The sequence below is a fragment of the Moritella viscosa genome (genome assembly GCF_900120065.1).
GTDB classification, from domain to species: domain Bacteria; phylum Pseudomonadota; class Gammaproteobacteria; order Enterobacterales; family Moritellaceae; genus Moritella; species Moritella viscosa.
Genome location: NZ_FPLG01000093.1, coordinates 40,193 through 53,902, shown reverse-complemented (window position 1 = coordinate 53,902; position 13,710 = coordinate 40,193). Strand labels below are relative to the sequence as shown.

The window sequence follows — 13,710 nt, the reverse complement described above, 5'->3', positions numbered from 1 at the left end:
TTGTGCCTGAAATTCAGTGAATAAAGTACCATTCAGATTGTGCGGAACGCTCGTTCTTATGAATAGCATTCAGTTGGTTAGACTATTTATTTGAAAAAGGCGGTCTGTCACGCTGCCGAAAGTTTCGCGGGTTTGAATCCCGTCCGCTCCGCCAACAAATAAAAAATCCTGAATCTTACGATTCGGGATTTTTTATGCCTGAAACTTAAATATTATAAACCCTAAGTTTGGGTTGCTTTAATATAAGATTATTATTGATCTAAATCCTAAAAATGATGATTAATATAGAATATATAAGTTAAATTTAACGCTCTAATATGTGTTCTTAAGCGATCTAAGTCACATGATTCAATAATGCATTAAGATGATAGAAAAGTTATGTAGCTCGCCGCTTTAATGCTCACATCATGATAATCGATTATTAGTTAAAAATTATTTTCATCGTTTATAAATACCCACCCTTACTATATTGGATGGAAAATAGAACTGTGATACCTTAATTTGATAATATTAAATGTTGGAATTTTTTATGAATGGTTTATGTTTTCAAATCAGTAATTGGATATTGATTGTTGAAGAAAATAAACTGTACCGACAAGGAAGAGAAGTAACAGTTGAACCCCGTTTAGTTAATTTATTATCCTTTTTAGCACTGTCTCCGAGTGAAGTATTTGGACGCGAAGAATTGATTGAGCACATCTGGGATGGTGCTATTGTTAGTGACCAAGTGGTGACACAGTCTATTTTTGAGCTGCGAAAAATATTAAAAGATGGGCGTGTTGATTGCGAACGATTTATTGCTACAGTCCCTAAACGTGGATATAGGTTAGTCGCAGACACAATAAAACTAACCAGTGATGATGCCCGTATACTTATCTCTGAAGGTAAGAATACAGGTGTCATTATTGATAACGAAAAAAATATAGATCTAGATTGCGAACAAGTTATTACTGTATTTCCCGCAGGACCATTAACGCGTGCCGTTACCCATATTTCTAAGCATGCGGCAGCTGAAGACGCTAAATCTGATTCTAAGCTTACTTTCTTACAGCGCTATAAATTACAGCTATTTGACAGTTTCTTATTGTCAGTATTAATTTGTGTTATTGTTCTTTGTACCTATGTGCAAACTAAGCCCGAAATAACGAGAGCATTAGATACACAAGTTATTGAATTTAGTTATTTCGCTAGCCAGAAATCAGATACTATTAGTGAATCTTTTGCTGATGGTATTAGCCAAAAATTGATGAATGACGTATTAACTCTCAGTGATTATCGTGTGCAGTTAAAGAAAACAGATTTTACAACCGGTATATTACCGGGGAAATTAGTTACAGTCAGAATTGATAAGCAACAAGGCCAGTCATATTTAGATATTAATTATCGTAACAATGCATCCAATAGGATTATATTTAGTAAGCAATATTTAATATCGGGAGATGACATGTATGAAAGTTTACATAAAGCATCATCTGATCTTATGGCGGCATTAAGAATCAATCCTACGCCAAAACAACTTGATTATGTCATGCAGGACTTGCCTAAAGATCAATATTTGTTAACCAAATTAATCATTGCCAATCATTATACTAACCAAGTAGACCCTAAATTGTTTATGCAGGGAATTGATCTATTTGAAGATATTTTAGCTGTTGATCCATCTAATGGATTAGTACTTGCTGAGCGTTACATTGCTTATAATGTCTTGTCCTCATTATTGTTATCTGATGAATTTGCAGATGAAATTCAACGCTCGAGTGCAGATTTATTAGAACATAATCGTTATGAAGGAAATAAGGTTCTGGCCGCCAGAGTATATGAAGCGTTGGCATTACAAGCCTTATTGCAAGGGCATGAGCTGAAAGCAAATAACTTGATTACATTAGCCGGAAAAAGTCGCCGATCTTCGATATATTATATTATCGTTGGCAAGTTAGCTGAATTAAGTGGCAATCTTGATAGTGCAGGTGATGCTTATACTCAGGCTTTTTACATTGATACTTCCATTGAAACTTATCAGTTAAGTTCCAATCTGGCATTCCATAGTAACCTTGAAACTATTGCTGTTTTTATGCATAAGGCAATGAACCTTAATTCTATCAAACTAATATAAGTTAACCTTTAGCCTCTGTTTGTCAGGGGCTTTTTTGTATCTACGATAAAGTGCTTGGCATGCCGCTATTAACTATTATTCGTTACCTTTATTTATACCTCACTATCCTCACTGCCATTGCTATTTTTCTGTTGTTGTAATTCTACATATCAATACTATTAATCTAAAGTTTTAGCTTTTCGACTGCCACCCACAAGTTGGTGCTTGGTTAATAAGCATCATATTTAATCTTTATAAATATACTTTTTTTTAAAATATAAATCCTCGTTATCCATGTTTTCATAAACCCTTGTTTTTAATGTCAAAAAAATAATTTTATTATAATGAATATATAAACCCCGCTTAATTTCCTAATGATTTTATTGTTCATTTTACCTTTATTTTTTTCGCTCTCATTCGGCGTAACCTGCAATTAGAAGTTCAGGTGGCCTGCTGAGACTCATTTTTTATCTCGGCAATATCACCACTTAATCACTGGTTTGCTTACTGAGCATATTGCTCTATTTGATAAAATTTGGGAGATGAGATGTCATCTAATACAAAAAAAATTGGCTTAATAGCCTGTACTGGTGTTGTTGCCGGCAACATGATGGGCAGTGGTATTGCATTGTTACCGTCTTCTTTAGCTGCTGTCGGTTCGGTATCTATATTTAGTTGGATAATCTGCTTGGTTGGTGCGCTAAGTTTAGCCTTTGTATTTGCGCGTTTATCGACAAAAGACCCACAAGAAGGTGGACCTATTGGTTACGCTGGTGATGTTGCGCCAGTACTTGGCTTTCAAACAGGGGTGCTTTATTACCACGCCAACTGGATTGGTAACTTAGCGATTGCTATTACAGGTGTTTCTTATCTTTCCGTATTCTTCCCTATTTTATCAAGTCCAATTCCAGCTGCTATCGCAACCATTGCATCTGTATGGATATTTACTTTCATCAACTTACTCGGTGGTACTTGGGTTAGTCGTTTATGCACATTAGGTCTTGTGCTTATTCTTATCCCTGTTATCGGTACTGCTACAGTTGGTTGGGCACATTTTGATACCACGGTTTACAGTCAGAATTGGAATGTTTCATCTGGTAGTGATTCAAGTGCAATTATTAGTGCCGTACTTATTTGTTTATGGTCATTTGTTGGTGTTGAATCTGCAGCCGTTTCTTCAGGTATGGTTAAAAATCCTAAACGCACAGTACCGTTAGCTACAATGCTTGGTACGACGCTAGCTGGTGTTATCTATATCTTATCTACGCAAGTTATTGCTGGAATGTTCCCTGCTGCCGAAGTCGCTGCTTCTGGCGCACCTTTTGCTCTTGCTACTACGTCTATTTTTGGTAGTTGGTCTGCCCCGTTTGTTGCTGCATTTACTGCGCTTGCTTGTTTCACATCGTTAGGTTCATGGATGATGTTGGTTGGTGAAGCCGGTAAACGTGCTGCTGCTGATGGTAACTTCCCTGCGATTTATGGTGAAACGGATAAATCTGGTGTTGCTAAGAAAGGTTTAGTACTCGCTTCAATTAAGATGACGTTCTTGATGGCATTCATCACTATGTTTAGTGGCTCATCAAATACTGGCGATTTATTCAATCAGCTCACTACAATTGCTGTGCTACTCACTATGCTGCCTTACTTCTACTCAAGCGTTAACTTAATCCGTCTAGAAAGCATGACCACACGTAATATCTTCGTGATGTTGTTCTCAGGCATTGCGTGTGTATTTTGTCTAATCGCTCTCGCTGGTGCAGAAAGTTCAGCATTAACAGGTACCTTCCTTGTTTCGCTTATCATTCTTGTTTTCTACGGCAAGAAGAAAGGTCTTTCTCAAACTCAACCTGCTGGGATATCCGAAGCTGCTTAATCTGAATAATCAATTTTAATAATTCCTTTTTAATTAATTTCTGGTGCTCTCTAATCTCTATCAAATGATAGCGAGCGCCCTTATTCGTCTTGGAGATTTTGAAATGAACATTATTGCTATCTTAAACCACATGGGCGTGTTCTTTAAAGAAGAGCCTATTCGCCAATTACATAAATCATTAGAAGCATGTGGATATGAAGTTGTTTATCCTGTTGATGATAATGACCTAGTTAAAATGATTGAAATTAATCCACGTATCTGTGGTGCTATTTTTGACTGGGATAAATATTCTTTAGAAATATGCGAAAAAATAAACAGTTTAAATGAAAAGCTTCCTGTGTTCGCATTTGCAAATGAGCAATCAGTACTTGATATTTCATTAACAGACCTTCGTTTAAATGTGTCTTTTTTTGAGTATGCGTTAGGCATGGGCGACGACATTGCATTGAAGATTAATCAAGCTATTGATCTTTATAAAGACGAAATTATGCCTCCATTTACTAAAGCATTATTTAAATATGTGGACGAAGGTAAATATACCTTCTGTACGCCTGGGCATATGGGGGGAACTGCATTCCAGAAGAGCCCTGCTGGTAGTGTGTTTTACGATTTTTATGGACCGAATGCATTTAAAGCTGACGTATCTATTTCTATGCCAGAACTAGGTTCATTATTGGATCATACTGGTCCACATAAAGAAGCTGAAGAGTATATTGCAAAAACATTTAACGCAGATCATTCATATATTGTAACCAACGGTACTTCTACTGCTAATAAAATTGTCGGTATGTTCTCTGCACCATCTGGCAGTACTGTATTAGTCGACCGTAACTGTCATAAGTCATTAACTCACCTTATGATGATGAGTGATGTTACACCTATTTACTTCCGCCCGACGCGTAATGCATACGGTATTTTAGGTGGTATCCCACAAAGTGAATTCACTCGTGAAGTTATTGAAGCTAAAGTCGCAGCAACACCGGGTGCTGAAATGCCAGGTTATGCCGTTATCACTAACTCTACTTATGATGGCCTGCTTTATAACACGCAATATATTAAAGAAACACTAGATACTAAATTTATCCACTTTGATAGTGCTTGGGTACCATATACTAACTTTAATTCTATTTATGAAGGTAAGTGTGGTATGAGTGGTGAAGCTATGCCTGGTAAAGTGTTTTATGAAACACAGTCTACGCATAAACTTTTAGCTGCATTCTCTCAAGCATCAATGATCCATATTAAAGGTGACGTTGATAAAGAAACCTTTAATGAAGCATTTATGATGCATACTTCAACGTCACCACAGTATGGTATCGTAGCATCAACAGAAGTCGCTGCAGCAATGATGCGTGGCAATACTGGTAAACGTTTAATTCAAGACTCTATTGATCGAGCTATCCGTTTCCGTAAAGAAATTAAACGCTTAGAAGCACAAAGTGAAGGTTGGTTCTTTGACGTTTGGCAACCTGAAGATATCGAAACAACAGAGTGTTGGAAGTTAGACCCAAAAGACGATTGGCATGGCTTTAAAGATATTGATGATAATCATATGTATCTTGACCCAATTAAAGTAACACTATTAACACCGGGGATGGGTAAACATAGTGAACTTAGTGAGTCTGGTATTCCAGCATCACTTGTTTCTAAATTTCTTGATGAGCGTGGTATTGTTGTTGAAAAGACAGGACCATATAACTTACTATTCTTGTTTTCAATTGGTATTGATAAAGCAAAAGCACTGGAATTACTACGTGGACTAACAGAGTTTAAACGTGGCTTTGATCTTAATCTGAAAGTTAAGAGTTTCTTACCATCATTATATGCTGAAGATCCAAGTTTTTATGAAGATATGGATATTCAAGATCTTGCTCAAGATATTCATAATATGATTAAGAAGTTTAAACTACCTGAACTGATGTTTAAAGCGTTTGATGTACTTCCTGAAATGAAGATCACACCGAACAAAGCATGGGAACAAGAACTTCGTGGTAACACTGAAGAAGTTAAGTTGGACGAAATAGTTAATCGTGTAAGTGCAAATATGATTTTACCATATCCTCCAGGTGTGCCACTAATCCTTCCTGGTGAAATGGTAACAGAGACATCACGTCCCGTACTTGAATTTTTAGAAATGCTATGTGAGATCGGTAGTCAGTTCCCTGGCTTTGAAACTGATATTCATGGCGTATATCTTCAAGCAGATGGTAGTTATACTGTGAAGGTTTTAAAGCAAGATTAGGTCGAATTTAACCATTTAATCTATAAATTAATCTTATTGACGATTCAACTAAAGAGGGCTTTATGCCCTCTTTTTATTTCTTGTTAAGGTATTATTTATGAAATCTATCCTGTCTATTCAGTCTCATGTCGTATTTGGCTGTGCTGGTAATAGTGCTGTGGCCTTTCCTATACGTCGAATGGGGGTTGAAGTGTGGCCCATTAACACTGTGCAGTTTTCTAACCACACGCAATATCAGCAGGGTTGGCAAGGGATGGTAATGCCGGTTGATCAAATTAAGAGTCTAGTTGATGGCTTAGTCAATATTGACAGCTTATCAAGTTGTGACGCTGTATTAAGTGGCTACCTCGGATCAGCCACACAAGGTAAGGAAGTGCTTTATGCTGTAGATAAAGCTAAACAGTATAACGTTGATGCCTTATATTTTTGTGACCCGGTAATGGGTCATCCTGAAAAGGGCTGTATTGTGGTACCTGAAGTCATGGATTTTTTCAAATATCACGCATTGCCAAAAGCAGACGTCATTGCGCCAAATCTACTTGAGTTAGAAACGCTGACGGATATGAGAATAGGGAACATAGAGCAGGTGAAGCAAGCATGCTCTATGTTGTTAGACCAAGGCGTAAAGATTGTATTGGTTAAGCATTTGAGTAAAGCAGGTATAACTGCAAGTCAGTTTGAAATGTTGTTAGCGACGGCTGATGGTTACTTCCACATTACGCGTCCTTTGTATGATTTTATTCGCCAACCAGTTGGTGTCGGTGATTTAATTAGTGGCGTGATGTTAGCTAACTTGTTATCGGGTCATAAGCCCGTTACAGCGTTTGAATTGACTAATTCGGTCGTTGATGCGGTATTGGAGGCCACATTTAAGCAAGGTAGTTATGAACTACAGCTTATTACTGCGCAAGACTTAATTGCCCAACCTGATGTAAACGTTTACGCGACAAGGTTATAGTATGCAGATAGTTACGCGAGCAAATAAGGCAACCAGTGGATGCCTTATTTCATTTTAATCAGTGGGTACTATTTATTTTGTGGGCGTAATGTCGGAAATAAGATCACGTCACGAATCGTGTGGCTGTTGGTGAATAGCATGACCAAACGGTCAATGCCAATACCTTGGCCTGCTGTTGGTGGTAAACCATGTTCAAGCGCAGTGACATAATCTTCATCATAGAACATCGCTTCATCATCACCAGCTTCTTTTTGTGCTACTTGTTCTTTAAAACGAGCATCTTGGTCTTCTGCATCATTTAGTTCTGAGAAACCATTGGCAATTTCACGACCGCCAATAAAGAACTCAAAGCGATCTGTAATGAGTGGGTCATTATCATTACGACGCGCTAGCGGTGAGACCTCGGCTGGATATTCAGTAATAAAGGTTGGCTGAATTAGTTTTTCTTCAACCGTTTCTTCAAAGATCTCGGTGATCACTCGGCCGATACCCCAACTCGCATCAATTCGAATATTCAGACTTTTGGCTAATTCAGTTGCAGCGGCTAATGTGGCGAGTTGTTCTGCACGGATCTCTGGATTATATTTTAGTACAGAGTCTTTCATACCGATTTTTTCAAAAGGCTGACCAAAATCAAACGTTAGATCACCATAGGGTACTATCGGTGAGCCAAGAATATCGATTGCTAATGTACGTAACATTTCTTCTGTCAGCGCCATTAAATCATTATAATCGGCATACGCCATATAGAATTCAAGCATGGTGAATTCTGGATTGTGGCGTGTCGAGATCCCTTCATTACGGAAATTACGGTTAATTTCAAATACACGTTCAAAGCCGCCAACTACAAGTCGCTTTAGGTACAACTCCGGAGAGACACGTAAATACATATCCATATCTAAGGCATTGTGTCTTGTGATGAATGGACGAGCTGAAGCGCCGCCTGGGATTACTTGCATCATTGGTGTTTCCACTTCCATAAAGCCATGTTTGCTTAATAGATTACGGATCCCTGTTACCACTTGAGAGCGAATTGTAAATGTCTTACGTGCTTCTTCGTTGGCGATTAAATCGAGATAACGTTGGCGATAGCGTGTTTCTTGCTCCGCTAATCCATGGAATTTGTTAGGTAACGGTCGTAATGCTTTTGTGAGTAATTGAATACTTGATAAGCTGATGGTTAACTCACCTGTTTTCGTTTTGAATAATGTGCCTTCAGCGCCAACAATGTCACCAATATCCCATTTTTTGAATTTTTCGTTATAGTAATTTTCGGGAAGATTATCACGGTTTACATATAGTTGAATCTTTCCACCCATGTCTTGTAATGTTACAAAACTGGCTTTACCCATTATCCGACGTGTCATAATACGACCTGCTACTTTGACGTTGAGCTGTAATTCTTTTAGCTCATCAGCGCTTTTATCATCATACTTATTTAATAATTCTTTCGAGATGGCATCACGACGGAAATCATTAGGAAAAGCGTTGCCTTGGCTACGTAGCTCAGCTAATTTTTGACGACGTTGTTCAACTTCACTTTGAAAATCTATTTCTGGGTTTTGAATGGTTTCCGACATATAGAGCCTCTTATCTTAAGTTTATTAATTCATGTGTATATGATTTATTATTGAGTAAATGATTATGTTCAGTGTGAAAATTGCAGTACCACAATGCCTGAAATTAAAAGTGGTACACCGATTTGGCTACGACGTCCTATCGTTGCACCAAATAAATATTTATCGACTAACAGGGTGCCAATAATACCGCCAGCCCCCCAAGTTGCGTAGGCTATCGATAATTGAATTGATTGCACTGCTTGACCTAAACTAATAAATGCAGCAGCAACCAGTAAGATGGCAAATACCCCCGGGACCTTATTTTTAAAACCATCTGATACTTTTAAAAAATAATTAGCAGCAATATCTAATAGTATGGAAATACACAAAAATAAGATGTGTATGAGCTCTGCATTATTCATCATCATGTCCTTCATCAGCATTAATAAAGATAAGTCCAGCGACGATCAATCCAACACCAAAAATCTTAGCGGGGGTGATCATCTCATCAAATAGATAATTGCTTATCACTGTGATGAGTAAAATACCAACCCCTTCCCAAATTGCATACGCCACCCCTAATGGAATTCTTTGTATCGCTTTTGACAGTAAAAAATAGGACAAGCCTATTAGTATTACCATCACTGTAGTTCCTATTAATGGATTATTTTCAATTGAATACCGCATTGAAATAGTACCTGCGACTTCAGCAATAATAGCGAATAACAGCATCATGCTGTGGTACATAAAGAATTCCTATTGGTTGTTGATAATGTTTTAATTAAATTCTTGATTTAATTATTATGGAATCGAGTGTATCGTTAGTTTTAAAAAAGATGAAATCACTCAGTGCTGATTTTATCGTCACTGGAGGTTGTTGTGAGACTGATACAGATTGAAATGTTTTTATTGGCGGTTAAAACGGGGTCGATTTCTGATGCTGCGATTAAATTAGGTAAAAGCCGTTCGACAGTGAGTGCTGCATTACTTGCGCTAGAAGATGAGCTTGGGGTTAGTTTATTGCAGCGTAGCGGAAATAAAATTGAATTAAGTAATATAGGTGAAAATATTGTTGCTGATTGCGAACGAGTTCTACACCTAGCTAAGGGGATTTATGCTAAATGTGAACACCATCTTGCAGGGGCTGAATCTGCATTACGCATAGCTCGGGATGATGCATTGCCAGAAAAATTCTGGAATCAATTGATCAGTGATATGGAAAAGGATTTTCCTCATACATCATTATCAATATACGCAGCGCCAACACCAGAATTGATTGATTATGTTGAAACAAATAAAGTGGATATTGCCTATGGCATGATTACTGATACGCATGATTATCAGCGGCATGTGCGACGTGAGCTTGGCCAGCTGAGAATGATGGCAGTGGCAGCTGCGACCCACCCATTACATACGATTGGAAACCGATTAACGAGCAGTGACTTAGCTTTATATACTGAAATTGTCTTGGCTTATATGGATGGGCTGTTGAAGGTGGAAACCTCTATAAGTAACCGCTATATCGGTTTAACATTTTATGAATACTTACGTGATGCTGTGTGTAATGGTATCGGTTGGGCGAAAGTACCGGCACCGCTCATCACTGAGCAGCTTAGAAATGAAACGCTTAAAGTACTTCGTTATAAAAAATCGATGAGTTGGGAAATTTATGGGGAAGTGACAGGGATTGATTTTTGTCGTGGTACGGTGACCGATTGGATCGCCGAGCAAATTGAGCAGTACTTGATTACTGAGTCACATTAATCACTAATTATCCCTACGTAACATGGCAATCTCAATATATTCGCTAATACTTAATTTAATGAAACTCTTACATTAAGGAATTAGCTGATGTTAGTAAAACACTTATGGGGTTTATACGTACAACCCAAGGACGAATGGATTGATATTGATACACACCATGAGTCTTTATTATCGGTAGTCGTGAGTCTGTTCTTTTTTGCATTAATACCTGCAACATCAGCATGGTATACCGCGTCAGTAACAGGTTGGAAGCTTGGCTTTGGTGACACCACTTATTTATCTTCCTCCAGTGCAGGGATAATGGCTGTCGGTATGGTTATTGCCAGTATTGCTATTGTGGCAACGTTTTCGCTGTTTGTGCAGTGGATGGCGGGTAATTTTGGTTCATCACCCAGTTTTACTCAAGCGTTAGAATTAACAACATACACCGCAGCACCTATTTTTATTACTGGTATTGTAGCCTTGATCCCTATTGCTTGGGTCATCATGCTCGCACTATTAGTTGGGGTGGCATTTTCGGTACGGGCTCTGTATACCGGGGTGCCGATTATTATGCATATTACTGAAGAGCGTGGCTTTATTTATGCATCATCTTTATTAACGGTTGGGCTTGTATTGTTTGTGGCTTCAATGGGGATCACTGTTGTCATGTGGAGCTTTGGATTAGGTCCACAGTTTATTATTTAATAACGCTTCTATCAGTATTAATTATTAACAGCGATATAGCTTAAGTCTATTTCGCTGTTTTTGTTTGAGCGTTTAATAATCTTTTACTTAATATCATTATTTTCTTATACCCTCACTATTTCGGAATTATAGATATACGATCGACACCTATCAGAAAATCTTATCCTACCAAGTAGATAAACACTCAAAGATCAATTAATGTTATTGAACGGTGCTGAAAATTAACATGAATTATAGAAATAACAGGTTGTCGTGAGACTTTTGTGATAGTTCAAAATTAAACTGACGATAAGATTGAATGATCAAATAGCGCAAGGATGATGGTATATGGCTAGTAATGATAGTGAGCAAAGATCACATAGTAAAAAAATTATTATTTTCGTTATTATTGCAGTGTTCTCATTGTGGTACGGCTTTGATCTAAACCAATATGCTTCTCTGGAGCAAATCAAAGCGTTACAGCAAACCTCTGGTGGTTATATTCGTCAGCATCAAGCATTCGCCATGTTTGTTTTTTTTATTAGTTATGTGTTGATAACAGGGTTCTCATTGCCTGGCGCAGTATTACTGACGTTACTTGGCGGCGGGTTATTCGGTTTTGGTTATGGGTTGTTGCTGATTTCTTTTGCTAGTTCGATTGGTGCAACACTGGCTTTTTTAGTTAGCCGTTATCTATTACGCGATTACGTGCAAAAGAAGTTTGGGGCACGTTTAGATGCGATTAATAAAGGCATGAAAAAAGAAGGTAACTTTTATTTATTCTCGCTGCGTTTGATCCCTGTATTCCCATTTTTTTTAATCAATATTTTAATGGGATTAACGAAAATTAGTACCCGTAATTTTTACCTTGTTAGCCAAGTGGGGATGTTAGCTGGTACGGCTGTTTATGTATGGGCCGGTACGCAACTAAGTGAACTCAATAGTTTATCTGGTATCGCTTCACCGTCGTTATTAAGTGCATTGGTACTCTTAGCTATTTTTCCTTGGATTGCGAAACGTGGGTTAGCGATGTTTACTCAGCGAAAGCGCTATGCGCGTTGGGATAAACCAAAATCATACGATCGTAATATGATCATTATTGGTGCTGGAGCCGGTGGCTTGGTTAGCGCTTATATTGCTGCAGCGGTTAAATCAAAAGTAACCTTAGTTGAAAAGCACCGAATGGGTGGTGATTGTTTGAATACGGGATGTGTGCCTTCTAAAGCATTGATCCGTAGTGCACATGCTGTCGCTGAAATTGGTCGTGCAAATGAATTTGGTATTGATGCTGAGATTAAAAAAATCCATTTTGAAAATGTGATGGGACGTATTCAGAATGTGATTAAGACCATTGAGCCGCATGATTCTATTGCACGTTATTCAGCGATGGGGGTCGAATGTTTAACGGCTGACGCTCATATTATTGATCCTTGGCGCGTACAGATTGGTGAACAGATATTAACAACAAAAAATATCGTTGTAGCAACCGGGGCTCGTCCTATTGTCCCGTCAATTCCAGGATTAGTAGATGTACCTTATTTAACGTCGGATACACTTTGGCAATTAACCGAACAACCAAGTCGTTTATTGGTATTAGGTGGTGGGCCTATCGGATGTGAAATAGCGCAAAGTTTTTCTCGTTTGGGTTCGAGCGTTACGCAAGTCGAAATGGCGGGACAATTACTGGGTCGCGAAGATACCGATGCTGTTGCCGTAGTACAAGCTGAGTTGCAAGCTGATGGTGTTACCACATTGTTAGGTAATAAAGTTGAACGCTTTGTGGGTGAAGATGGCCAATATCGAGCTGTGTTATCGAATGGCGATTCCATTGCGTTTGATCAGGTATTTTTAGCGCTAGGGCGTCAGGCTAATATTCACGGTTTTGGCTTAGAGGCGCTAGATTTAGTCATTACGGATCGCGGTCTCATCGAGATTAATGAATTCCAACAAACATCGATCCCAAATATATATGCGGTTGGTGATGTTTCTGGACCGTATCAGCTAACCCATGTCGCCGCGCATCAAGCTTGGTATGCTGCGGTAAATGCCTTATTTGGCTCGGTGAAGAAATTCGCCACTGACTACCGTGTTATTCCTGCGGTTACTTATACTTACCCTGAATTGGCTCGCGTTGGTATAAATGAAAATGAAGCCAAACAAGCAGGGTTACTTTATCAAGTGACAAAATATGAGATTGATGATCTCGACCGTGCGATTACTGATGGTGAAACTAAGGGTTTTGTTAAAGTTATTACCGCAGCAAATAGCGATAAAATTCTTGGTGTGACTATCGTTGCTACTCACGCTGGTGAATTGTTGGCGGAGTATACGCTAGCAATGAAATATAAATTGGGGCTGAATAAAGTACTAGGTACGATCCATCCGTATCCAACCTTGAGCGAAGCAAATAAATATGTTGCGGGTAATTGGAAACGTAATAACAGTCCTGAAAAGCTACTATCCTGGGTTGAGAAGTTTCATCGTTATATGCGTAAAAGCTAATATCTGTAATGGATCGTTGTTGAGGTAGCGAGTCTGAGTTGAGAAAATAGTATA

General features: G+C 38.4%; 10 protein-coding genes. 7 read left to right on the top strand and 3 right to left on the bottom strand.

Annotated elements, in window-relative coordinates:
• Positions 1 to 529 precede the first annotated feature (529 nt).
• From cadC to pdxY, 4 genes are all read left to right on the top strand, one after another.
• A complete protein-coding gene (gene cadC, locus BT797_RS13520) occupies positions 530 to 2,113 on the top strand; it encodes a lysine decarboxylation/transport transcriptional activator CadC (protein WP_075472382.1) in 1,584 nt (527 codons plus the stop codon).
• 526 nt (positions 2,114 to 2,639) lie between these two features.
• Positions 2,640 to 3,965 carry a cadaverine/lysine antiporter gene (cadB, locus tag BT797_RS13515; protein WP_075472380.1) on the top strand — a complete coding sequence of 442 codons (1,326 nt, stop codon included), beginning with the start codon at positions 2,640 to 2,642 and terminating at the stop codon, positions 3,963 to 3,965.
• A gap of 103 nt (positions 3,966 to 4,068) precedes the next feature.
• Positions 4,069 to 6,207 carry a lysine decarboxylase gene (cadA, locus tag BT797_RS13510; protein ID WP_075472378.1) on the top strand — a complete coding sequence of 713 codons (2,139 nt, stop codon included), beginning with the start codon at positions 4,069 to 4,071 and terminating at the stop codon, positions 6,205 to 6,207.
• Positions 6,208 to 6,304: 97 nt separating this feature from the next.
• Positions 6,305 to 7,165 (top strand): pyridoxal kinase PdxY, encoded by an 861-nt coding sequence (gene pdxY, locus BT797_RS13505; RefSeq protein ID WP_075472376.1) that lies wholly within the window; start codon positions 6,305 to 6,307, stop codon positions 7,163 to 7,165.
• A gap of 68 nt (positions 7,166 to 7,233) precedes the next feature.
• Here pdxY and lysS read toward each other — a convergent pair whose 3' ends face one another.
• The 3 genes from lysS to BT797_RS13490 all read right to left on the bottom strand — a co-directional run bounded on the left by lysS (position 7,234) and on the right by BT797_RS13490 (position 9,471).
• Positions 7,234 to 8,745 carry a lysine--tRNA ligase gene (gene lysS / locus BT797_RS13500; RefSeq protein ID WP_045112307.1) on the bottom strand — a complete coding sequence of 504 codons (1,512 nt, stop codon included), beginning with the start codon at positions 8,743 to 8,745 and terminating at the stop codon, positions 7,234 to 7,236.
• A 68-nt stretch (positions 8,746 to 8,813) separates the two neighbouring features.
• Positions 8,814 to 9,152, bottom strand: a complete 339-nt coding sequence (locus tag BT797_RS13495) for an SMR family transporter (RefSeq protein WP_244536325.1) — start codon at positions 9,150 to 9,152, stop codon at positions 8,814 to 8,816.
• Positions 9,139 to 9,471, bottom strand: coding sequence for a DMT family transporter (locus BT797_RS13490; RefSeq protein ID WP_045112305.1), 333 nt, complete (start codon positions 9,469 to 9,471; stop codon positions 9,139 to 9,141). Before BT797_RS13490 ends, BT797_RS13495 begins: the two co-directional genes overlap by 14 nt.
• A 132-nt stretch (positions 9,472 to 9,603) precedes the next feature.
• Here BT797_RS13490 and BT797_RS13485 point away from each other — a divergent pair, with 132 nt between their 5' ends.
• The 3 genes from BT797_RS13485 (at position 9,604) to BT797_RS13475 (ending at position 13,656) form a co-directional block, all read left to right on the top strand.
• Positions 9,604 to 10,488, top strand: coding sequence for a LysR family transcriptional regulator (locus tag BT797_RS13485; RefSeq protein ID WP_045112304.1), 885 nt, complete (start codon positions 9,604 to 9,606; stop codon positions 10,486 to 10,488).
• An 87-nt stretch (positions 10,489 to 10,575) separates the two neighbouring features.
• On the top strand, positions 10,576 to 11,175 hold the full coding sequence (locus tag BT797_RS13480) for a Yip1 family protein (protein ID WP_045112303.1): 600 nt from the start codon (positions 10,576 to 10,578) through the stop codon (positions 11,173 to 11,175).
• A 327-nt stretch (positions 11,176 to 11,502) separates the two neighbouring features.
• Entirely contained in the window at positions 11,503 to 13,656 is a 2,154-nt protein-coding gene (locus tag BT797_RS13475; protein WP_045112302.1) for an FAD-dependent oxidoreductase, read from the top strand.
• The last annotated feature ends 54 nt before the right edge of the window (positions 13,657 to 13,710 follow it).

What these genes read in the sequence shown, in the direction of transcription:
- BT797_RS13495 (WP_244536325.1), bottom strand. Translation starts at nt 9,152, where the DNA reads ATGATGATGAATAATGCAGAGCTCATACACATCTTATTTTTGTGTATT.
- cadB (WP_075472380.1), top strand. Translation starts at nt 2,640, where the DNA reads ATGTCATCTAATACAAAAAAAATTGGCTTAATAGCCTGTACTGGTGTT.
- BT797_RS13490 (WP_045112305.1), bottom strand. Translation starts at nt 9,471, where the DNA reads ATGTACCACAGCATGATGCTGTTATTCGCTATTATTGCTGAAGTCGCA.
- cadA (WP_075472378.1), top strand. Translation starts at nt 4,069, where the DNA reads ATGAACATTATTGCTATCTTAAACCACATGGGCGTGTTCTTTAAAGAA.
- lysS (WP_045112307.1), bottom strand. Translation starts at nt 8,745, where the DNA reads ATGTCGGAAACCATTCAAAACCCAGAAATAGATTTTCAAAGTGAAGTT.
- BT797_RS13475 (WP_045112302.1), top strand. Translation starts at nt 11,503, where the DNA reads ATGGCTAGTAATGATAGTGAGCAAAGATCACATAGTAAAAAAATTATT.
- cadC (WP_075472382.1), top strand. Translation starts at nt 530, where the DNA reads ATGAATGGTTTATGTTTTCAAATCAGTAATTGGATATTGATTGTTGAA.
- BT797_RS13480 (WP_045112303.1), top strand. Translation starts at nt 10,576, where the DNA reads ATGTTAGTAAAACACTTATGGGGTTTATACGTACAACCCAAGGACGAA.
- pdxY (WP_075472376.1), top strand. Translation starts at nt 6,305, where the DNA reads ATGAAATCTATCCTGTCTATTCAGTCTCATGTCGTATTTGGCTGTGCT.